The sequence below is a fragment of the Streptomyces sp. LaPpAH-108 genome (assembly GCF_000373625.1).
In the GTDB taxonomy this organism is placed as follows: Bacteria; Actinomycetota; Actinomycetes; order Streptomycetales; family Streptomycetaceae; genus Streptomyces.
This window is the reverse complement of record NZ_KB891994.1, coordinates 594806-616539: the sequence shown is the minus strand read 5'-3', so window position 1 is coordinate 616539 and position 21734 is coordinate 594806. Positions and strand designations below refer to the sequence as shown.

Genomic DNA, 21734 nt, shown 5'->3' with positions numbered 1-21734 from the left:
GCCTTGTCGGCCCGCCCCGGTACGCTTCAGATATGAGTGCCGTTCCTCGTTCCGAAAAGCCGGTCGGCCGGTTCCGTCGCATGCTGGACCGGCTCTCCACGTCGCAGGAGGACCTGGAGTCGGAGGAGCTGCGGGAGGACGCCGACACGTCGGGCTGCACCCGTATCGGCGACTGCCACGACCGGCAGGTCGTCACCGTAACTGGTACCTTGCGCACGGTCACCCTGCGCCCGCGCGCCGGAGTCCCGGCCCTGGAGGCGGAGCTGTTCGACGGCACCGCCGCGCTGGACGTGGTGTGGCTCGGCAGGCGTTCCATCACGGGCATAGAACCGGGGCGCAGGCTGATCGCATCGGGCCGGATCTCGATGAGCCGGGGCCGCCGCGTGCTGTTCAACCCGAAATACGAACTGCGACCCCTCGGACGGGAGTAGCCGGTGACGTCCCTCGACAAGCCGACCCAGGACACCGGACAGACACCACCGGACGACGACCACGACGCGCGCGCGGTCACCGAGGCCGCGCTGTTCCAGGCGTTCGGCGGGATCCGGGGGATGGTCGAGACGGTCCTGCCCGGACTGCTCTTCGTCACGATCTACACGATCAACAAGGACCTCCACCTGTCCGCGCTCGCCGCGCTGGGCGTGGCGGTCGTGATGCTGGTCGTCCGGCTGCTGCGCCGGGACACCGTCAAGCACGCCTTCAGCGGCGTCTTCGGTGTGGCCTTCGGTGTCGTCTTCGCGATGTTCACGGGCAACGCCAAGGACTTCTACCTCCCCGGGATGCTCTACACCCTGGGCCTGGCGCTCGCCTACATCATCACCACCCTCGCGGGGGTGCCCCTGATCGGTCTGATGCTCGGCCCGGTCTTCAAGGAGAACCTTTCCTGGCGCACCCGCAACCCCGGCCGCAAGAAGGCGTACGCCAAGGCCAGTTGGGCCTGGGGCCTGATCCTGCTCGCCAAGTGCGCGATCCTCTTCCCGCTCTACTGGTGGGCGGACACCACCCAGCTCGGCTGGGTCCTGGTCATCCTGAAGATCCCGCCCTTCCTGCTGGCGGTCTGGCTCACCTGGGTCTTCCTCGCGAAGGCGCCCGCGCCGATCGACGTGTTCGCCGAGATGGAGGCCGCCGAGCAGGCGGAGAAGGCCGAGAAGGCGGAGCGGGAGCGCGCGGCGGCGGAGGCGGGCGAGCCGACGGGCGGGCGGCACCGCAGAGGCGCGTAGCCGCGTGGAACGCGGAGAACCCCGGCTACCGACGTTGGTAGCCGGGGTTCTTTGTCGTACGGGACTCAGCTGTCCTCGCGCCGTACCGACAGCAGGTCCTCCAGCTGCTCCTCCCGGGCCTGCGCGGCCACGAAGAGGAGTTCGTCGCCCGGCTCCAGGGAGTCCTCCTTGGAGGGGGTCAGCACCCGGGTGCCCCGGATGATCGTGACCAGCGAGGTGTCCTCCGGCCAGGCCACGTCCCCGACCTGGGTGCCGGCCAGGGCCGACTCCTCCGGCAGGGTCAGCTCGACCAGGTTGGCGTCGCCGTGGCTGAAGCGGAGCAGCCGGACCAGGTCGCCGACGCTCACCGCCTCCTCGACCAGGGCGGACATCAGACGCGGGGTGGAGACGGCCACGTCCACGCCCCAGGACTCGTTGAAGAGCCATTCGTTCTTGGGGTTGTTCACCCGGGCGACGACGCGCGGGACGCCGTACTCCGTCTTGGCGAGGAGCGAGACCACCAGGTTGACCTTGTCGTCACCGGTCGCGGCGATGACGACGTTGCAGCGCTGGAGCGCGGCCTCGTCCAGGGAGGTGATCTCGCAGGCGTCGGCGAGCAGCCACTCCGCCTGGGGTACGCGCTCGACCGAGATGGCGGTCGGCGCCTTGTCGATCAGCAGGACCTCGTGGCCGTTCTCCAGCAGCTCGGCCGCGATCGAGCGGCCGACGGCACCGGCACCGGCAATGGCGACCCTCATCAGTGACCGCTCTCCTCTTCGGGGCCCCCGGCGAACGCCGCCTCGACCTTCTCCACGTCGTCCGTGCGCATCATCACGTGCACCAGGTCACCTTCTTGCAGGACCGTCTGCGAGGTGGGCAGCACGGCCTCGCCCAGGCGGGTCAGGAACGCCACGCGGACGCCCGTCTCCTCCTGGAGCTTGCTGATCTTGTGGCCGACCCACTTCTCGGAGGCGTGCACCTCGGCGAGCTGCACCCCACCGGTGGGATCGCGCCACAGCGGCTCGGCGCCGGAGGGCAGCAGACGGCGCAGCATCTGGTCGGCGGTCCAGCGGACCGTGGCCACCGTCGGGATGCCCAGGCGCTGGTAGACCTCGGCACGGCGGGGGTCGTAGATGCGGGCGGCCACGTTCTCCACGCCGAACATCTCGCGGGCGACCCGCGCGGAGATGATGTTGGAGTTGTCACCGCTGGATACGGCGGCGAAGGCGCCCGCCTCCTCGATGCCGGCCTCGCGCAGGGTGTCCTGGTCGAAGCCGACGCCGGTGACCCGGCGACCGCCGAATCCCGGGCCCAGCCGTCGGAAGGCGGTGGGGTCTCGGTCGATCACCGCGACCGTGTGGCCCTGTTGCTCCAGGGTCTGCGCGAGCGCGGAACCCACGCGTCCGCAGCCCATGATGACGATGTGCACGACCGTCCTTCCGGTGTCCAAAAGTTACTGCTCAGCCTCAGGGTCTCAGACCGACGCCCAAAGCTACACACGCGCGGTACCCGTAAGGCACCCGCTGATCACGTGCTCACCTGTGCGGATCGGTGACGCCCGTCACCCCGGGTTCCCCGCGGCGCGTGATGCTGCGCACGCTGCGGCGGGTCAGGATTCCGAGGGCGAGGAGCGCGAAGACGGCTCCGATGAGTTCCGCGGTCGCGGGCATGGGACCTCCGAAGGGCGATGAACTGCGACGACGGGCCGGTCTGCCATCTAGGCACGGGGGGCGCGAGGACCACGGAAACCGCGGTTCCGCGCGCCCCTGATTTCACTCGTGAGGCAGAATGCGTCTTTCGGGTGGGCGGCTGCCTGTTCGAAGCCTTACGATCCTCTGTCGTGTCCAAACTGACCGACGTGCCCAAACGCATTCTGATCGGGCGCGCCTTGCGCAGTGACCGGCTGGGCGAAACGCTCCTGCCGAAGCGCATCGCCCTCCCCGTCTTCGCCTCCGACCCGCTGTCCTCCGTCGCCTACGCGCCGGGGGAGGTCCTGCTGGTCCTGTCCATCGCGGGCGTGTCGGCGTACCACTTCAGCCCCTGGATCGCCGTCGCGGTCGTCGTGCTGATGTTCACCGTGGTCGCCTCCTACCGGCAGAACGTGCACGCGTACCCCAGCGGTGGCGGCGACTACGAGGTGGCGAACACCAACCTCGGCCCCCGGGCGGGTCTCACCGTCGCCAGCGCCCTGCTGGTCGACTACGTGCTGACCGTCGCCGTCTCCATCACCTCGGGCATCGAGAACCTGGGCTCCGCGATCCCCTTCGTGATCGAGCACAAGGTGCTCTGCGCGTGCGCGGTGATCCTCCTGCTGACGCTGCTGAACCTGCGCGGCATGAAGGAGTCGGGCAAGCTCTTCGCGATCCCGACGTACGTGTTCGTCGGCGGCGTCTTCATCATGATCGTCTGGGGTGCGATCCGGGGTCTGGTCCTCGGCGAGACCATGCACGCCCCTACCTCCGGCTTCCACATCAGGGCCGAGCACCAGGGACTCGCGGGCTTCGCGCTGATCTTCCTGCTGCTGCGGGCCTTCTCCTCCGGCTGTGCGGCGCTCACCGGCGTGGAGGCCATCTCCAACGGCGTCCCGGCCTTCCGCAAGCCCAAGTCCAAGAACGCGGCGACCACGCTCGCCATGATGGGCCTGCTGGCCGTCACCATGTTCTGCGGCATCATCGGCCTCGCGATGTCCACCGGCGTCCGCATGGCCGAGAACCCGGCGACCGACCTGCTCAAGGGCGGCGTACCGATCGGCCCCGGCTACGTCCAGAACCCGGTGATCTCCCAGGTCGCCGAGGCGGTCTTCGGCAAGGGCAGCTTCCTGTTCGTCGTCCTCGCGGCGGCGACGGCCCTGGTCCTCTTCCTCGCGGCGAACACGGCGTACAACGGCTTCCCGCTGCTCGGCTCGATCCTCGCCCAGGACCGTTATCTGCCCCGCCAGCTGCACACCCGGGGCGACCGCCTCGCCTTCTCCAACGGCATCGTGCTGCTGGCCGGTACGGCGATGCTTCTCGTGGTCATCTACGGCGCGGACTCCACGCGGCTGATCCAGCTCTACATCGTCGGCGTGTTCGTGTCCTTCACTCTCAGCCAGACCGGCATGGTCCGGCACTGGAACCGCCATCTGGCCGCCGAGAAGAACCCGGCCAAGCGCAGCCGCATGATCCGCGCCCGCGCGATCAACACCTTCGGCGCCTTCTTCACCGGCCTGGTGCTGGTCGTCGTGCTGGTCACCAAGTTCACCCACGGCGCGTGGGTGGCCCTGCTCGGCATGTGCATCTTCTACGCCACGATGACCGCGATCCGTAAGCACTACGACCGCGTCGCCGACGAGATCGCCGCGCCCGAGGGGCCCAGCGACGACAGCGTGCGCCCCTCCCGGGTGCACTCCCTCGTCCTGATCTCCAAGATCCACCGCCCCACCCTGCGGGCCCTCGCCTACGCCAAGCTGATGCGCTCCGACACCCTGGAGGCGCTGACGGTCAACGTCGACCCGGCCGAGACGAAGGCGCTCCGCGCGGAGTGGGAGCGGCGCGGCATCGACGTTCCCCTCAAGGTCCTCGACTCGCCCTACCGGGAGATCACCCGCCCGATCATCGAGTACGTCAAGAACCTCCGCCGCCAGTCCCCGCGCGACGCGGTCTCCGTGATCATCCCCGAGTACGTGGTCGGCCACTGGTACGAGCATCTGCTCCACAACCAGAGCGCGCTGCGGCTGAAGGGGCGGCTGCTGTTCACGCCGGGCGTGATGGTGACGTCCGTGCCGTATCAGCTGGAGTCGTCCCAGGTCGCCCGCGACCGGGCGCGGCGACGGCAGGAGTGGAGCGCGCCGGGTGCGGTGCGGCGGGGGCCGGCGGAGAGGGCGAAGGAGGGGGCGGGGGTTCGGGAGTGAGGGCTTTGCCTTCGGCGTAGGAGGCTGCTGGTCGGGGGGGGGCCTGGTTGGTGCCCTCGGGTGGGGAGGGTGGCTCTGGAGCCGGGGGGCTTCCAAGGCCGCGAGTTTCTGGCTGAGGTTGGGCGGCCCGGGGCGGGGCCCTGGAATGCCTGTCCCGTCTGGGGCGGGGAGCCAGGGGCGGGCCGGTCTGTCTGCGGCAGAGGCGCCGTGGCGGGTGGGCCGGCCGAGGCCGGAGCTTTTCCGGTGGCTGGTCGGGCCGGTCGGGTTGGTCGCTTCGGGGCGGGGCCTGGGTCTCCTGCCCCGCAGGGCTGCCGGGGACGAAGGCTCTCGGATCGCACAGTGCGGCTGGGGGCGCCCGGTGCGAACGGGCTTTCCGGCCGGGCCCTTGGGCGGCGGGTTCGTCCGGGGGCCGGGCTGCTCGGTCAGCCGGGCTGGCTGGGCTGGCTGGGCTTGGTCGACGAAGTGGACGTACGGTCCGTCCGCACCGGAGCCCGGGTTCCAGGGACGGGGGTCGCTCCCGGGTCCTGGGGTGGCCGGGGACGCCGTAGACTGGTGGGCTGTTGTCCCCACGGGGTGTCGTAACCGCCCCCAGCCCCTTGATCTGGAGTCCCCCCACCATGCAGGCAGAATCGACGAAGTCTCTGGTGGGCCGGGAGTACGAGGTCGAGGTCGGCCCCGTCGCCCACGGTGGCCACTGCATCGCCCGTACGTCCGAGGGCCAGGTGCTGTTCGTCCGGCACACGCTGCCGGGGGAGCGGATCGTGGCCCGGGTGACGGAGGGCGAGGAGGGCGCGCGGTTCCTGCGTGCCGACGCGGTGGAGATCCTGGACGCGTCCAAGGACCGTATCGAGGCGCCGTGCCCGTTCGCCGGTCCCGGCAAGTGCGGCGGCTGCGACTGGCAGCACGCCAAGCCGGGCGCGCAGCGCCGTCTGAAGGGCGAGGTGATCGCCGAGCAGCTGCAGCGGCTCGCGGGCCTCACGCCCGAGGACGTCGGCTGGGACGGCACCGTGATGCCCGCCGAGGGCGACAAGCTGCCCGCGGGCGAGGTGCCCCAGTGGCGTACGCGTGTGCAGTACGCCGTGGACGCCGAGGGCCACGCGGGCCTGCGCCGCCACCGCTCGCACGAGGTCGAGCGGATCGACCGCTGCATGATCGCGGCGGAGGGCGTCACCGAGCTGGGCATCGAGTCCCGCGACTGGTCCGGCATGGAGTCGATCGAGGCGATCACGGCGACGGGTTCGCAGGACCGCCAGGTCATCCTGACCCCGCGCCCGGGGGCCCGTCTGCCGATCGTCGAGCTGGACAAGCCGGTCTCGGTGATGCGGGTCGACGAGAAGGACGGCGGCGTCCACCGTGTCCACGGCCGCCCCTTCGTCCGCGAGCGCGCCGACGGCCGTACGTACCGCGTCGGCAGCGGCGGCTTCTGGCAGGTCCACCCGAAGGCGGCCGACACCCTCGTGACTGCGGTCATGCAGGGCCTGCTGCCCCGCAAGGGCGAGATGGCGCTGGACCTCTACTGCGGCGCCGGCCTGTTCGCCGGCGCCCTGGCCGACCGCCTCGGCGACAAGGGCGCGGTCCTCGGCATCGAATCTGGCAAGCGCGCGGTGGAGGACGCCCGCCACAACCTCGCCGACTTCCCCCGCGTCCGCATCGAACAGGGCAAGGTCGAGTCCGTCCTCCCCCGCACCGGCATCACCGAGGTCGACCTGATCGTCCTGGACCCGCCCCGCGCGGGCGCCGGCAAGAAGACCGTCGAGCATCTTGCCTCCCTGGGCGCGCGTCGCATCGCCTATGTCGCTTGTGACCCGGCTGCGTTGGCCCGGGATCTGAAGTACTTCGGGGAGAACGGGTATCGGGTGCGGACGCTTCGGGCGTTCGATCTGTTTCCTATGACGCATCATGTGGAGTGCGTGGCGATCCTCGAACCGGCCGCCAAGGGATCCTGACCTTGACGCCCGTTCCGATGGGGCGTCAGTCGGCTTTTGGGCAGCTCAATTACCTTCAAGCCAGCCATAGTCCGTAACGCGTCGAGGCTACTGACGCGCGCGGCGACGCGGTAGGAGGTCTCAGGGAAGACCTGAGAGACTCCGTGGCTAGGAGCCGCTCTTTCGAAGGCAAACAGGGAATGCCTGCGCGCGGTTCTTGAGCGGATCGCGGCTGGTGGGGCTCCCCGGAGCCTGGGCGGTGGGGGAGTAGTGCCCGTCGTATGCCCCAGTGTGACCGTGGGTTCTTGACGGCCGGGGTGGGCCGTAGGTCGCCGCCGTCCCGTCATCAAGATCTGGGGGCCTTGAGCTAGATGGGGCACGGCCGGCCAAGGCGCGGTAGCCGGTCCAGGAGAATCTGTCGTGTCCGTTGCCCCCGATGCTTGAGGGCAGCCGCCACGCGCCCTGTACCCGCTGCGAGGAGGCGGTCTACCGAGAGAGTTCTGTCATGGAGAACGTCGGAATCCCCCCAGGGCCCATCACTCGATAGCCCTGGCCGTCGTTGTCGAGTGTCTCGCTGCCCAAGTTACCGCCAGATACCCACTGGACCTCGACCGAGAACCGGACATCACGATCTCCGGGAAAGAGATACAGGGACAGCTGTTCGGGATCGCTCTTCGAGATCTTGAACGGGAAGTCGGCACTGGTCCTTGTGGCGCCGTCCTTGTATCGACTGACATGTGGCCGCACGGAGACCGGAACGGAACCGAACTTGACGTCGAACTCACGCTTCGTCATTCCGCCACCGCAGCCGGTCGGTTCCACGATGACTCCACGCGTAGGAAGCTTCCGATCAGACAGAGTCCGGACTTTAATGCCAGTGACAACAATTGCTTCATCCGCCTTGGCCTGCAAGGTCAGCGGGATCTCTACGGGATCGAAATGGGCGTCCGTCACCGGCACCCCGTTGATGGCCGCCTCAGCGGTGGTCGTCTTCAACTCGGAGAGGGACGACTCTGAGTACCGGGGAGCACAACCGTCGGGACCTGCTGAGTAGACCTCCAGTTCGGGTGGGTCCGAGACTTTGTCCGAGATCCACCCCCAGGCGCCTTGGGCGGCGAACAAGGTCAGTGCCCCGACCAGTGGAAGAATCACGATCGTTGCCCAACTCGACTTGTCCAGCAGTGGTGAACGCTGCTGCGGAGCAGTGCGTTCCGGCCGGCTGTTTGACTGAGGTTGCTGGCCTTCTGGCGATGGACTTGGCGTGTCCGCAACCGGATCTGTGGACATCGTGAGCTTTTGTCTCCTCCCATGGCGCCGGGCGTGCTTACCCAAGTCCCTTGCGCCGCAAGTATCCCAAGGCACGCGTGGCTCCCAACCCGGGAGACGGCGCGTGGCAGCCGTTCTTCCTTCTGTCTCCGGATACCGATCTCCGTCCCCTGGCACCGGCCGCACTTCGGCGGGCGGGCGAAGGGCTCCGCATGCTCGTGTGCGAGCAGCTTGCGGGCGAAGTACGCGCCGCGCATCGCGACCATCACCTCACGCGTCCAGCTCTGGGACAGAGCGTTCAGGCTGCCGAGCAGCACGGCTTGTCTTCTGCTCGGGTATCGACCTGGCGTTCCTGTACGTCATCGGCGTTTTTCGGGAACGACCTGGCGGCCGTGGGCCGACTACCTCGGCCTGCCGGACGAGGACGCCGCCCTGATGGCCGAGGCGCTGGGCCGACCCCGGCTGCGCCGGGTCGCCACCGCCTTCATGCGGCCTGACCTGGTCGTCACCGACGCGGGCCTGAAGCTCGTCGAGCTGAACGTGGTCGCCTCGCTGGGCGGACTCAGCACGCTGGCCCCGTACACCGCCGCGACCCGCCACTCGCGGTATGCCGCCTTCCTGGCCACGCGCGGACTGCGGCTGAACGGCCCCGACATGGCGCGGGTGTGGCTCGACGTCTTCGCCGGGCTCACCCGGGCGCGTGGCGACGGGCCGCCGCACGTCTTCGAGGCCACCGCCAACCCGGCGGACCTCGACGGTGGCCGCCGGTTCTTCGTCGACATGATCCGCTCCGCGGGCCACGACATCAGTTGCGGGCTCGTCAGCGGGCTGGACCTCAGCGAGGACGGGGCCCACTTCCGGGGCAGGCGGGTGGATGCTGTTTTCACCGCGTACACCTGGCACGAGACGAAGAACTTCGTGCCGCCCGCGTCGACCGCGCGCTGATGGACCTCGATACGGCTGGCAAGCTGGACTTCATCGGCTCGCCCGCCGCCGCGCTTCACGACAACAAGGCGAACCTGGCCCTGCTCCACGACCCCGAGTTCCAGGGCCTGTCGACTGGCGAAGAACAGGCTCTCGTCCGGGCGCACGTGCCGGTGACCTTCCGGCTGCGGCCGGAGACCCTGGACCGTGCGATCGAGGGACCAACGGTTGCTCCGCAAGCCCGCCTCGGCCTACGGCGGCAAGGACCTGGTCTTCGGCTTCCTGGCCGAGGGCGAGCGGTCCTGGGCGGCGATCGAACTCGGTGTCGCCCAGGTGATCGCCGATGTCGTCGAGACCGGTGCCAGTCTGCGCAACGCGGGCCTGGAGGTCGTCGGCGAGCCGATCGTCGTCCGCCGCGTCGGCGTCGGCGCCTCCGACCCGTCTGTACGGCGCTCGTCCGCCGTCTTCAGGGCGTCCTCATCGCCCCGTACCTACGTGGCCGGTCAGCTGGAGCGGGAGATTTCGACCACCGCGATGTATGCCTGTCGGCTGTGATGTGCGGGGGCCGGGTGAGGTCGTCGCCTTCGTCGCTTCACGCGATCACGGCATGAAGGCCCAGGCGCAGGCCGTGACGAACGGGACGAGAAGCGCGTCGTGCCATCCGACGCGCAGTCTCCTGCCGACGTTCGGATCGATGTCTTTCCCCGTCTCAGGTGTGCGTAGAACCGCATGCCTGAGGTCGCGGCGGGCCTCGTTGGCCCGGCGGCCGTCGAAAAGGGACCGTGTCATGGCTCAGGGGGTCACTGAGCCGACGCCGGTGATGTCGCACGCGGCGCGCGTTTCTGATCTGCCGAGCAGTCGTATCTCGGACAGTGGGGCCGAGTAGGCGATGAACGGGTTGCAGACGGTGATGCGTCCCGCGCCCCACTCGACGTACGGGGTCAGTCCCACGCGGGTGAGTACCCAGATGACGGCGCAGGGGACGGCGAGGGCGAGGATCGCGTCCCAGGTGTTGCGTGGTGTGCCCGAGTCGAGAAACAGGAAGTAGACGGCGGTCGACAGCATGGCGAGGGTGAGCCCTGCGGATGCGATGAAGACGGGGTGGTTCTTGTAACGGGTCACAGGGTTCGTCGCCGATCAGTTGCCCATGAGAATGTCGATCACGTTCCAGACGGAAAAAGCGAGTGGCGGCACGAGCAGGAGATCGGTCGCCCCTCGGCGGACCCAACGGTGGGCGGGTGGATCTCCATCGGCCAGTATTTCCGATGATGTCGTGACATGTGCCTCGGTGATGAGCTCCCGTAGTTCCTTCCTGGCTGACCGGGCGTGCTTGCTGTCGAAGAGCGACCTGGACAGGACCCATGGATGGACCATGCCGATCCCGTCGATACGCAGACCGATTTGCCCATCGCCTGCGACGAACTGAACGTCGGAAAGCCATGCACGATACGAGAGCAGCGGGTTGCGCACGCTGAGCTGGCCGTGCTCACACTCGATCGACGGTTGTATGCCGATTCTGGCGAAGAACCATGCGCAGAGCGACGCCAGACCGAGCAATGCCGCCGCATCCACGAGGCTGTTCCCGTCGGTCTTCGCCGTGAGCAACGCATAGGCCACCACGAATGGTTGGGCGACGATGCCGACGCCCGCCGCGCCGAAGGCAACTCGATTTCTGTACCGCACCCTTGACCTCCACGTTCCGGGATTCCTCACACATGACGCGGCACCCCGACTCCGACAGCAGTCGCCCGGCGCGGGTGGCCGCTTCGGCCGCACAGGCAACGGCGGGCACGTTGCGGGCCGGATCTGGCCTGATCGCGAAGCACGCTGATGACCTCCATCTATTCAGGGTGAAAACGACTCAGCGAGGTCACGTGTGTCGAAATTCTATTTGTCGCCCGCCTTCCTCTTCCAGCCCTGGCGCACCTCCACTACCGCACCAGCCGTGATCGCGACAGCCAGGACGGCTTCAAGCACCCCCCATACTCGTGACCATCCCTGACCGGAAACCCGATCAACTGCACTGCTCACCATGAAGGGAACAAAAATAATAAAGAAAATGGTCAACGTGTAATTACGCATGAAAATCTCCCGGATTCGATATGAAAGATGGAATGCCGGCGGCGGAGGGGACGCCCTCCGCCGCCGGCTGAGCCGCTACCGGCAGCTCGATCTACCTGTGTACTTCCTGCATACATTTCTCCTTGAAACATTGGTCAAGGCGTCATTCCAGTCATTGCGGAATCGCCGATTATTGTTCCAGTTCCTGAAGTCGTTGACAGCGGTTTGCACACCCCAGATAGCTCCGGCGCAGGTGACGAGTCTGCCAGCGGACTTGCCACAACGCTTGAGGGTGCCCTTCGGGCCGCGGATCGCCCGGTACATGTTCTTCGCGGTCCTTACCCGCCCGAAGGGAGCGATGAGTCCCGCCGTGCTTATCGCAAACTTCCCGGACCAATAGAAGGATCGCCAGTTCGGATTACGACCCACGCGATGTCTCTTATTATTGAACCGGTTCCATTGCTTCTTGAACCAGTTCTTCCCGTCGAGGTCGAACTGGTTCACCGGGTCGCCCGGGTAGCCGTAGCGGTTGTCGCCCCCGCCGTAGACGGGGTCGATGGAGAGGAAGCGGCCGGTCTGCGGGTTGTAGAGGCGGACGCCCATCAGCGTCAGGCCGGTGAGTGTCTCGCTGGAGCGCTGTTTGGCGCCGAGCCAGCCGTAGCGGGCTTCGGTCTGGCTCGCGCGGGGGTTGCCGTACTCGTCCGCGTCCAGGGCGACGGGTGCCTTGCTGGTGTCCAGCGGGAGCTGGAGGGCCACGTCGCCGTGGATGGTGGACAGGTGCAGGACCGTGTCGCCCGTCTTGGTGGTCGTCGCGGCCAGATCGCCGGAGGCGGAGTCGACGTTGCGGGTCAGCGCTCCGGTGGTGGTGTTCTCGACGATCCAGCGCGGGTTGTCGCCGTCGCCGTCGTAGTGGTTGAGCTTGGACGCGGTCTGGGTCCAGGTGCTGCCGCTGCCGGTCTCGACCGTCCAGGAGCGGAAGCGCAGAGCCGCGTCCAGCTGCCAGGTCTGGCGCTTGCCGCTGGCCGTCTGCTGGTACGCCAGGTCGTTGGCGTAGTAGCCGATCGTGCCCTGGTTCGGGACGGCGGTGGTGCGGCCGTACGCGTCGTAGGTATAGCCCGAGTCGACGATGCGGTCGGCGCTGTCGTAGGTGGAGTTGGTGGTGGTGCCCCCGCTGGTGGGGCAGTCGGCGCCCGGGGTGCCGGTCGCGGTGGTCAGGGACTTGCGGTTGGTGCGTGCGTCGAAGGTGTACGCGCGGCGGGTGCAGATCGTCTCGGTGGTGTCCTCGACGGTGGTGAGGCGCCCGACGGCGTCGTAGCGGTAGGTCTGGTCGGACCAGCCCGCGTGGGCGGCGACCTGGCCGTGGATGGACTCGGTCACGGTGTCGGAGTAGACGATCGTGCCGTCGCTGTCACGCGTGTAGGTGCGGTCGGTGGCCGAACCGGTGGTGTCCTCGGTCTGGGTGAGGGTGTAACCGCCGGGCAGCTTCTCGGTGGCGACCGAGCCGTCCGCGTCGTAGGTGGCACGGAAGGTGCCGGCCACCGAGTCGGTGGTGCTGGTGGCGAGGCCGCGCGGTTCGACGGCCGTGTCGTAGGTGTAGGTGACGGTCGACGGCGCCGTGTCGGTGACCTTGACCGGGCGGCCCAGCAGGTCGTACTCGGTCGTGGTCTTCCCGCCGTCGGCGTCGGTGTAGGAGATCTGGCGGCCGAGCTTGTCGTACGCCTTGGTGAGGGTGCCGCCGGTGGGCGAGGTGGTCTTCACCGCCTGGCCGGTCGCCGGATCGTACTCGGTGGTCGACTCGGGAACCGCCTGGCCGGTGCCGCCGGTGATGGCGACCTTGGTCGGGCGGCCCGCGCCGTCGTATGTCGTGGTGGTCGTGCGCGTCACGCTGTTGGCGGTCTCGGTGACCTTGGCCGGGCTGCCCCACCGGTCGTACTCGGTGGTGGTCGTGGGCAGTTGAGCGGGTTGCGAGCCGCCGCCGGTGATGGCACCGCCCGCGGCGATCGAGCAGACCAGGTCGGCCCACTCGGGACGGCCCGCACAGGCGCCGGTGCCGGTCGCCGACCAGTACGTGGTCACGCGGGTTCCGGCATCGGTGCCGGTGGCGCCGGGCAGGAGCTGCTTGGTGATCCGGCCCTGGGCGTCGTACTCGGTCGTCTCGGTGATCGCCAGCCCGCCGGGGTCCTTGACGGTCTTCGTCGGCAGGCCCTTGGCCCAGTCGTAGACGGTCTGGGTGGCCCGGATCTCGCCCTGGACGGAGGGGTGCTCGCGCACCTGGGCGCCCACGGTGGCCTTGGTGATCTGGTCCTTGACCTTCGCGGTGCCGTCCGTCGGACGCCCGGCGTCGTACTCGTTGACCGTCCAGGTGCGGGCCGTGACCGACGTGCCGGCGGGGACGAGGGTGGTGGTGCCCTGCTTGAGGTCGGCGGTCAGGTCGATACGGCGCAGCGGCCCGAACTCCTCCAGCTCCCGGGTGCCGTTGTCGTTGTAGACGGAGCGGGTGGCCAGCAGGTCGGCCCGCTCGGCGCCGCTGAGCTTCGCGATGCCGAGGTCGGCCTGGACGGCCTTGTCGTCGGCGGTCAGCCCAAGGGCGACGGCACGGTTGGCGGCGGACAGTTCACGGACGGTGTTGCCGAAGCGGTCGTACTCGGTGGTGGAGATGCGCCCGCCGGGGGTGGCGGAGTCGACCTCGCGGCCCGACACCCCGAGGTAGTGGACGTCGGCCCGCTTGTAGTCGGCCGCGGCGAGCGAGCCGCCGGAGTGCGATGCCGGGACGGCGTCGGCGGGGAAGACGGCGCTGGCGTCGGTGGGTGCGTCGAGCTGGCCCCAGGCCCTCACGTCCGCCGCGCCCATCTTGTACGGCGCCGCGCTGCCGGTCAGCGGCACGTCGTAGACGACGCTGGTGGCCGCCGTGCCCTCCTCGACATCCGCGGTGCCCTGCTTCAGGCCCGGACGGGACGCCTTGAGGAGCATGCCGTCACCGGCGGTGGAGGCGTTGCCCGCCTTGCCGTAGGTGAAGGTCCACGGCAGTTCGCCGGGCGAGGTGTACTTGGTGACGCGGCTCGCGCCGTCGTAGGCGTACTCGGTCTTCAGGGCGGGGCTGATCTGCGGGTTCCATGCCTGGCGCAGACGGCCGTTGCCGTCGTACAGGTACGCCTGCACGGACTTCGACGTGGCCGCGGAGGCGCCGGGGTCGGTGGACCACAGACGGATCTCCTTGACCTGCCCGGTCACATCGCCGAACGCGCTGTCGGTGCCGGTGGTCGCGGTCGCGTAGACGAACTCCAGGACCCGGCAGCCCTTCGTGGTGGGGTCCGAGGTGCACGCGGCGGTCGTCGCGGCCGACGTGGGGGCGATGACCCGCTTGGGACGGGCCAGCTTCTTGCCGTCCACCGTCACCGTCTCGGAGACCACGGTGGTCGTGGAGTTCGAGAGACCGTCCAGCAGGGTGCTGGAGACCTGCCAGGTGGTGGCCCCGGCCTCGGGCTTGGTGAACTCGGTGACCGTGCCCTCGGTGTCCGTGAGCGTGAAGGCGGCACTCACACTGCCCTTGAGGGTCAGGTCCTCCGAACCGGGCTCGGGTATCCACCCCGTCTTGGCCGCGTTCGCGGTGAAGTGGGTCTCCTCGCCTTCGGCGTCGACGACCGCGACGGCGGTGTCGGAGATCTTGCGGAGGTGGCTGAAGTCGGAGTCGGTCATCTCGGCGGCGGTGCCGGAGACCCACTCCTTGCCGAAGATCGGGGCCTGGCCCTCCTGCGTGGCGCCCTTGTCCGGGACGCGCGAGGAGGCGGTGCGGGAGACGGAGAGGTCGAATGCGGAGGCGTCGGTGGCCGACAGGGTGTAATTGCCGGTCAACAGGTTGACGCTGCCCGGGCCGACCTCGTTGCTCGCCGCGCCGTCGGCGTTGCGGTCGACCACGACGGTCAGTGGTTCGGTGCTGCCGGAGGCGCTGTTGGGGCCGGTGAAGTCGGCCTTGATCTGTACGGTGCCGTCGGGGTCGACGGTGCTGGTGGTGTTCCAGACGAGGGGTGTGTTCTTGCCGCCGGTCATCGGGACGGGCCAGGCGGTGAGCGGATCGCCGCCGGAGGTGACGTCCGCGGCCGGGATTTTGACCCAGGGGTCGGCTTCGGAGCGGCGCCAGGAGAAGGACACCGCGTTGTACTTGCCGCCGTCGGCCTCGGCGGCCAGCGGGAGGCGGCGTGCGGTGCGTTCGCCATCGGAGGGCTGGAGGAAGCCGCCGGGTCCGGCGTGGAAGGTGTATTCGACGGCGTCGGACTTGTTGTCCGCCTTGTCGACCGCGCGGACCTGGAGGGTGTGGGTGCCGTCCTTGGGCGGGGTGATGCTGATGGCCTTGTCGGCGCCGGCGCCGTTGGTGGCGACCTTGGTCCAGGTGACGCCGTCCAGGGTCCACTCGAGCCAGTTGTGGTCGGTGCCGGAGGGCGGGGTGACGGTGAAGGTGCCTGCCTGGCCCGCGCCCTTGACCCAGGCGTTCACCGGGTAGTGCGTGGATACGATCTTGGTGGGGGCGGAGGGTGCCTTGGTGTCGACGGTGAAGGTCTTCCAGGCCGACCAGCCGGTGTTGTAGTGCGTGCCGTCGTACGGTGACGTGCGGAACTTGTACGTCTTGCCGTCCGTGAGGACTCCGGAGGGGACGGTCACGGAGGCGACCTGTCCGGACGGGACGTACTTGGAGACGATGACGTCGCCGACCTGGGTGTTGGTGGCGTTGTCGAAGATCTGGAAGGTGCCGTTGACCTTGTCGCCGTCGGCGTCGACGAAGGTGTCCCGCAGGGTCGGGGTGGTGGTGTTGACGACGTAGGTGCCGCTGTAGGAGAAGTACGGCGGGCCGGCTTCCTGCTTGGTGCCGGTGCGCGGCCGGTAGTTGTAACGGACCACCAGTTTGGGCGGGTTGGACGCGGCGTTGGCGGAGTTGACCCGCTTCCACTGGGCGGTGACCGACTCGTCGGTGGCGCGGATGCCCATGTGGCCGCGGGTGGCCTTCGCCGAGGCCCACTCCTGCGTCAGGGTGGTGACGTCGGCGTTGATCCAGCCGTCGGGCTGGCTGGTGCAGTCGGCGTTGCCGCGGGTCTCGGTGGAGGTGGCCTTCTTCGCCGTCATCACCGGGCGGTTGGTCCACCGGCTGGAGGTGGACGCGGCGGGGGAGGACCACACCTCCCACGGGTAGAGCTTGCAGTCGGCGTTGTTGCCCGAGTGGAAGTTCCACAGGGACAGCTTGGCGTCCAGGACCAGCGCGTCCTGGATCGGTGTGGTGTTCCAGGAGATGAACGACTGCGCGGTGCGCGGGGTGCCGTCGGCGTTCTTGGTGCCGGGGTTGCCGAAGTCGAGTTCGGTGTCGGTGGACCAGTCGACGGTCTCGCCCTGCTGGACGTAGGTGTCGAAGACGTTGGACAGCGAGGAGGTGGAGGGGTCCACGGTCACCGGGTACCGGGTGTCCGGGTCGGCGAGGAACGTCGCGTCCGGGGTGATCACCAGGTCGACCAAGGCACCCTTCTGGACCACCTTGAGGCCGACCTTCGCCTTGCGGGTGTGCTCGCCGGAGCGCTTGTCGACGGTGGCGTCCCACATCACCGGAGCGGGCATCACGGCCCGCTTCTTGTTCTTGCGGTCGGTGAACAGGACACTGCCGTCCGCCAGTTGTCTCGCCTTGAGCCCCTTGGCCTTCAGCGGCAGGGTGTAGGAGTAGCCCTCCGCACCGGGGCGCTCCTTGATCTCGACGTACTGCTCGAAACCGGTCCGCGTGGCCTCCACGACCACATCCGCACCGGGGACGGCGTCGGTGTACTGCGCCCGGGTGCCGTCCAGTTCCGGCTTCGGCAGGCCGCCCTTCCACTGCAAGGTGATCTGCCGCTCGCCCTCGCCGAGGGTGACCAGATCGGTGGCCTTCGCCTCCCGCGCGGCCTTCCAGGACTTCACCGGCGTCCCGGACTTCCCGGCCAGCCGCAGACCCTCCGGATGCGCCTTGGGCTCGACACCCTGGGAGGTCTCCCGCAGCTCGACATCCACGTCGGTCCACCGGCCGTCCCGCTCGAACCGAACCGGACCCGCAGCGAGTTCGGTGGTGAGACTGCCGTCCTTGTTCACCCACGTCGTCGACGTCTCGGTACGCTCACTCAGCGCCTCGACGCGGTGGCCGTAGAGGCGGGCGGCGACCCGGGCGGAGGGTATGTCGGCCGCCTGTTGGGCGCTCGGCTTCTTGGGCTTGGCGGTGTGCGTCTTTGGGCTCTGGCCGGACAGATTGAGGGCCACGGCATCGCCCGTGTCGCCGACCAGGAGAGCGGCTTCGGCCGCCAGGAGCATGGCGGCGGAGAGGGCGATACCCGACAGGGTTCGTCTACGACGACGGCGGGCGATCGCGGGGCCCCGCGATCGGGGCACGGCATGTCTCATCGAGCGGCATCCCTTGCGATTCGGAACGTATGGGCGCCCGATCCGATCACCTTGGTGATGACGAAAGAAGTGAGATCCTCACCAGGTTCGTGCGCGATTTCGCGTTGCTCTGGAGGTCTGCTGACGTGCACGTGGCAGTCGGGGCGGAGGACAGCCCGCCCGCCACCTTCTGAGCTACAGGGCGCGTAGTACTTCACCGCGCAGGCCGCATCGTGCCCGAGTTGACCCTGTCTGGGGCCGATGAGATCATCCGCAGCTGACGCACCATCACGGGGAGGGGGAAGCGTGAGGACCACGATCACGGCAGCCATCGCCGGGGCCGTCGGGATCGTCGTCGGTGCCGCCGGGTGGGCGCTGCTGGGCCCGGAAAAGGTCACGACTGCCGACGCGAAGCCGACGGCGAGCACACCGGCGCCCGCAGCGCCTCATACGGCTCCCGCCACCGGCAGCCACTACAAAACGGCGCAGGACATTGCCGACGCTCTCGACCGTGCTGGGTTCACCGTGTCCATGCTGCACAAGGACACCGATGCGTCGTACATCAGCGACGTCGGCGGCAGCGCCTACGACTTCACGGTCACCGACAAGGCCGGAGCGCCTGCGGCGGGGGACGCCGGGATCAACATGTTCCCGAACGGTAAGGCGCTTGCCGGGTGGAGCGGCGTCTCGCAGACCATGGGCGGCATCGCCGTCACCGGCGACACCTGGGCTGTCAGCCTGCCCACCACCACTGACACCGCACGCGCGGACAGCGAGCGCTTGGCACCGAAGATTGCCGAGGCTCTGCACGGCGCGGTGAAGAAGTAGCTGGTACCCGTGCGGCGGAGGGGGCTGATGCGTACGACACGGTCGTCGGCCGGCCGAGGGGACGTGTGATCGCTTCGGGGGGTTCGGGGGCTACCTCCCCGTGCGCGCACCCGGGGTGGCGGACGGCGGCTGCGGCTCGTGGGGGCGAGTGAGGCGGATGTGGTGTCGTATCGGTGGCCCGCGGGTTCTAGGGGGTGACCGTCGTTCCGCGGAACGTCCGGCGGTATGCCACGGGTGTCACGCCGATCGTCGCGTGCAGGTGTTCTCGTAGGGAGGTGCCTGTGGCGAAGCCCACCTGGGTGGCGATGTCGTCCACGGGGAGGTCCGTGGTTTCCAGGAGGTGGCGGGCGCGGTCGAGGCGGCGTTGGATGAGCCAGCGGCCGGGGCTGGTGCCGACCTCCTCGGTGAAGCGGCGGGCGAAGGTGCGGACGCTCATGCGGGCGTGGGCGGCCAACTCCGTGAGCGAGAGGGGTTCGTGCAGGTGCTCCAGTGCCCAATGGCGGGTGGCCGAGGTGCTGTGGGCGGATTCCTCGGGCACCGGGCGCCGGATGTACTGCGCCTGGCCGCCGTCCCGCCACGGCGGTACGACACACGCGCGGGCCACCTGGTTGGCGACGGCGGCGCCATGATCCTTCCGTACGACGTGCAGGCACACGTCGACTCCCGAGGCCGCGCCCGCCGAGGTGAGGATGTCGCCGTCGTCCACGAAGAGGACGTCCGGGTCGAGCGACACCCTCGGGTACCAGGAGCGGAAGAGGTCCGCGAGGGCCCAGTGCGTGGTGGCCGGGCGGCCGTCGAGCCGCCCGGCGGCGGCCAGTACGAAGGCGCCGGTGCAGATGGAGACGATCCGGGCGCCGGGCGGTACGGCCGCCAGCGCCGCGTCGGCCTTCGGGGACAGGCCGCGGGTGAGGCGGTCGACGTCGAACGGCGGCAGCACCACCGTGTCCGCCGTCGCCAGCACCTCGGGCCCGTGGCCGACCGTCACCGAGAAGTCGGAGTTGGTGGCGACGGGGCCGCCGTCGGCCGAGCAGGTCAGCACCTCGTAGCGGCCCCCGGCCGAACCGAAGACCCGGCTGGGGATGCCCAGCTCGAAGGGGTACACCCCGTCGAGAGCGAGGACGACGACACGGTGAGCGGTCATTGGCACGATCCCGTTGAAAGATGTCTTTCCTGCCATGGTACGCGCGGGCGGCTCCGGCGAACCTGGACGTATGACGAACAACCCCACCATGCGCGCCATCAGCCAGGACGAGTACGGCACCCCGGAGGTCCTGCAGGAGACCGAGCTGCCCCGCCCCCAGCCGGGCCCGAGCGAGATCCTGGTCTCCGTCCGCGCCGCCGGTCTCAACCCGACCGACTGGAAGCACCGCGCCCAGCGCGTCTTCCTCGACCGGCTCCCCCTCGTCCTCGGCTGGGACGTCTCCGGCACCGTGGAGGCGGTCGGCTTCGGCGTGACCCTCTTCAAGCCCGGCGACGAGGTCTTCGGGATGCTGCCCTACCCGCACGGCGTCGGCGCCCACGCCGAGTACGTCACCGGCCCCGCCCGCGCCTTCACGCACAAGCCCGCCTCGATCGACCACGTCCAGGCGGGGGCGCTGCCGCTGGCCGCGCTCACGGCGTACCAGGCGCTCGTGGACGCCGCCCAAGTCAAGCCCGGTCAGCGGGTGTTGGTGCATGCCGCCGCCGGTGGGGTCGGGCACCTCGCCGTACAGATCGCCAAGTCGCTCGGGGCGTACGTGATCGGCACGGCGAGCGCGCCGAAGCACGAGTTCCTGCGGTCGCTCGGAGCCGACGAGGTGATCGACTATCGCTCCGTCGACTTCCGGGACGCCGTACGGGACGTGGACGTGGTGCTGGACCCCGTCTCCGGTGACACCCGCGTACGTTCGCTCGACGTGCTGCGCCCCGGTGGCGTGCTCGTCTCGCTGCTGCCCGGTACCGATCCGGAGGAGGCGGCGAAGGCCGAGGCGCGCGGGGTGCGGGTGGAGACGCTGCTCGTGGAGGCCGACCAGGCGGGGATGAAGACCGTCGCCGAACTGGCGGCCTCCGGTGCGCTGCGGGCCCACATTGAGGAGGTGTTCCCGCTGGCGGAGGCGGCGAAGGCGCATGCGCTGGGGGAGACGGGGCGGACGAGCGGGAAGATCGTGCTGGTGGTCGACGGGGCCTGACCGTCCGGCGAGTTCTGACGGGCTTTCAGGGACGGCTCTTCGGCTCGCGTCGGTGGTGGCGACTTCCCCGCCGCCGACGCGAGCCGGAGTGGTGCCGGGGCCTACTTCGCGAACGCGTTCACGCCCGTCAGTTCCGCCGACAGTTCCCACAGGCGGGCCGCCTGCTCCGGGTCGGTGGCCCAGGACTTCACGCCGGACCAGGCGCCGTCCTCGGGGGCGGGTTCGGCGATGTCGCAGTCTTCGAGGTAGAGGCCGCCGAGGGTGTCGAGCTGGGGGGAGGTGGCGGCCCAGACCTGGGTGGCGGCGCCTTGTTCGGGGGTCTTGAAGCTGGAGGGGTCCACGGGGTTGCCCTGTTCGTCGATCCAGCCGCGCTCGACCATCTCCTCGTGGGTGAGGTGGCGCTGGAGCGGGGTCATGATGCCGCCCGGGTGGAGGGAGAAGGCGCGGACACCGGCGTCGCGGCCGAGCTGGTCCAGGTGGACGGCGAACAGGGCGTTCGCCGTCTTGGCCTGGCCGTACGCCTGCCACTTGTCGTACCCCTCGCGCCACTGGACGTCGTCCCAGCGCACGGGGGAGAGGTGGTGGCCGCGCGAGGACACGGAGACCACCCGGGCGCCGCCCGCCGCGAGCGCCGGCCACAGGTGGTTGACCAGGGCGAAGTGGCCGAGGTGGTTGGTGGCGAACTGGGCTTCCCAGCCGGGGCCCACCCGGGTCTCCGGGCACGCCATGATCCCCGCGCTGTCGATCAGGATGTCGACGGTGCGGCCGGAGGCCAGGAACCGCTCGGCGAACCCTCGTACGCTCTCCAGGTCACCGAGGTCCAGCTCGTCCACCTCGACGTCGTCGAGATCCGCCAGGGCTTCCCGGGCGGTGTCGGTGCGGCGCGCGGGCACGACCACCTCGGCGCCCGCCTTCACGAGCGCGCGGGTCGTCTCCAGGCCGATGCCCGAGTAGCCGCCGGTGACGATCGCGAGCTTCCCGGTGAGGTCGATGCCGTGCAGGACCTCGTCGGCGGTGGTGTCGGCGCCGAAACCCGATCCGATCTTGTGCTGTGCAGGAGTGGTCATGCCCGGAACGGTACGAATTGGAG

General features: G+C 69.2%; 17 protein-coding genes and 1 pseudogene. 8 read left to right on the top strand and 10 right to left on the bottom strand.

What is annotated here, in order from left to right; all coding sequences use genetic code 11:
- The first annotated feature begins 32 nt into the window (after positions 1 to 32).
- Both B079_RS0118355 and B079_RS0118350 read left to right on the top strand, forming a co-directional pair.
- Positions 33 to 431 (top strand): OB-fold nucleic acid binding domain-containing protein, encoded by a 399-nt coding sequence (locus tag B079_RS0118355; protein ID WP_078495991.1) that lies wholly within the window; start codon positions 33 to 35, stop codon positions 429 to 431.
- A gap of 3 nt (positions 432 to 434) precedes the next feature.
- A complete protein-coding gene (locus B079_RS0118350) occupies positions 435 to 1220 on the top strand; it encodes a DUF3159 domain-containing protein (RefSeq protein WP_018547305.1) in 786 nt (261 codons plus the stop codon).
- A 65-nt stretch (positions 1221 to 1285) separates the two neighbouring features.
- Here the strand turns inward: B079_RS0118350 and B079_RS0118345 are convergent, their stop codons facing one another.
- The 3 genes from B079_RS0118345 to B079_RS36340 form a co-directional block, all read right to left on the bottom strand.
- Entirely contained in the window at positions 1286 to 1957 is a 672-nt protein-coding gene (locus B079_RS0118345) for a potassium channel family protein (protein WP_018547304.1), read from the bottom strand.
- Entirely contained in the window at positions 1957 to 2628 is a 672-nt protein-coding gene (locus B079_RS0118340; RefSeq protein WP_018547303.1) for a potassium channel family protein, read from the bottom strand. Before B079_RS0118340 ends, B079_RS0118345 begins: the two co-directional genes overlap by 1 nt.
- Before the next feature lie 106 nt (positions 2629 to 2734).
- Positions 2735 to 2869, bottom strand: a complete 135-nt coding sequence (locus B079_RS36340; RefSeq protein ID WP_018547302.1) for a hypothetical protein — start codon at positions 2867 to 2869, stop codon at positions 2735 to 2737.
- A gap of 170 nt (positions 2870 to 3039) precedes the next feature.
- Here B079_RS36340 and B079_RS0118330 point away from each other — a divergent pair, with 170 nt between their 5' ends.
- Both B079_RS0118330 and B079_RS0118325 read left to right on the top strand, forming a co-directional pair.
- Positions 3040 to 5088 carry an APC family permease gene (locus B079_RS0118330; protein WP_018547301.1) on the top strand — a complete coding sequence of 683 codons (2049 nt, stop codon included), beginning with the start codon at positions 3040 to 3042 and terminating at the stop codon, positions 5086 to 5088.
- 617 nt (positions 5089 to 5705) lie between these two features.
- Positions 5706 to 7034 (top strand): class I SAM-dependent RNA methyltransferase, encoded by a 1329-nt coding sequence (locus B079_RS0118325; RefSeq protein WP_026248829.1) that lies wholly within the window; start codon positions 5706 to 5708, stop codon positions 7032 to 7034.
- Positions 7035 to 7499: 465 nt separating this feature from the next.
- Here B079_RS0118325 and B079_RS34035 read toward each other — a convergent pair whose 3' ends face one another.
- Positions 7500 to 8300 (bottom strand): hypothetical protein, encoded by an 801-nt coding sequence (locus B079_RS34035; RefSeq protein ID WP_199779932.1) that lies wholly within the window; start codon positions 8298 to 8300, stop codon positions 7500 to 7502.
- Between the two features lie 414 nt (positions 8301 to 8714).
- Between B079_RS34035 and B079_RS0118315 the strand changes: the two genes are divergently transcribed.
- Together B079_RS0118315 and B079_RS34025 are read left to right on the top strand one after the other, a co-directional pair.
- Positions 8715 to 9224, top strand: a complete 510-nt coding sequence (locus B079_RS0118315) for a hypothetical protein (RefSeq protein ID WP_018547298.1) — start codon at positions 8715 to 8717, stop codon at positions 9222 to 9224.
- A 288-nt stretch (positions 9225 to 9512) separates the two neighbouring features.
- Positions 9513 to 9734: pseudogene (locus B079_RS34025) on the top strand (ATP phosphoribosyltransferase); the annotation flags it as partial.
- A gap of 261 nt (positions 9735 to 9995) precedes the next feature.
- On the opposite strand, the gene B079_RS0118305 reads toward B079_RS34025, so the two are convergent.
- The 4 genes from B079_RS0118305 to B079_RS0118295 all read right to left on the bottom strand — a co-directional run bounded on the left by B079_RS0118305 (position 9996) and on the right by B079_RS0118295 (position 17579).
- Complete coding sequence (locus B079_RS0118305) at positions 9996 to 10325, bottom strand: hypothetical protein (RefSeq protein ID WP_018547297.1); 330 nt, start codon at positions 10323 to 10325, stop codon at positions 9996 to 9998.
- Positions 10326 to 10340: 15 nt separating this feature from the next.
- Complete coding sequence (locus tag B079_RS0118300) at positions 10341 to 10886, bottom strand: hypothetical protein (RefSeq protein WP_018547296.1); 546 nt, start codon at positions 10884 to 10886, stop codon at positions 10341 to 10343.
- Between the two features lie 204 nt (positions 10887 to 11090).
- Positions 11091 to 11285 (bottom strand): hypothetical protein, encoded by a 195-nt coding sequence (locus B079_RS35230; RefSeq protein WP_158685010.1) that lies wholly within the window; start codon positions 11283 to 11285, stop codon positions 11091 to 11093.
- Positions 11286 to 11360: 75 nt separating this feature from the next.
- On the bottom strand, positions 11361 to 17579 hold the full coding sequence (locus tag B079_RS0118295) for a DNRLRE domain-containing protein (RefSeq protein WP_018547295.1): 6219 nt from the start codon (positions 17577 to 17579) through the stop codon (positions 11361 to 11363).
- A 375-nt stretch (positions 17580 to 17954) separates the two neighbouring features.
- Between B079_RS0118295 and B079_RS0118285 the strand changes: the two genes are divergently transcribed.
- Positions 17955 to 18476, top strand: coding sequence for a hypothetical protein (locus B079_RS0118285; protein WP_018547293.1), 522 nt, complete (start codon positions 17955 to 17957; stop codon positions 18474 to 18476).
- Between the two features lie 187 nt (positions 18477 to 18663).
- Here the strand turns inward: B079_RS0118285 and B079_RS0118280 are convergent, their stop codons facing one another.
- On the bottom strand, positions 18664 to 19653 hold the full coding sequence (locus tag B079_RS0118280; RefSeq protein WP_420705776.1) for a GlxA family transcriptional regulator: 990 nt from the start codon (positions 19651 to 19653) through the stop codon (positions 18664 to 18666).
- 52 nt (positions 19654 to 19705) lie between these two features.
- Between B079_RS0118280 and B079_RS0118275 the strand changes: the two genes are divergently transcribed.
- Positions 19706 to 20644, top strand: coding sequence for an NADP-dependent oxidoreductase (locus B079_RS0118275; RefSeq protein WP_037801696.1), 939 nt, complete (start codon positions 19706 to 19708; stop codon positions 20642 to 20644).
- Positions 20645 to 20745: 101 nt separating this feature from the next.
- Here B079_RS0118275 and B079_RS0118270 read toward each other — a convergent pair whose 3' ends face one another.
- On the bottom strand, positions 20746 to 21711 hold the full coding sequence (locus B079_RS0118270) for an SDR family NAD(P)-dependent oxidoreductase (RefSeq protein ID WP_018547290.1): 966 nt from the start codon (positions 21709 to 21711) through the stop codon (positions 20746 to 20748).
- Positions 21712 to 21734 lie beyond the last annotated feature (23 nt).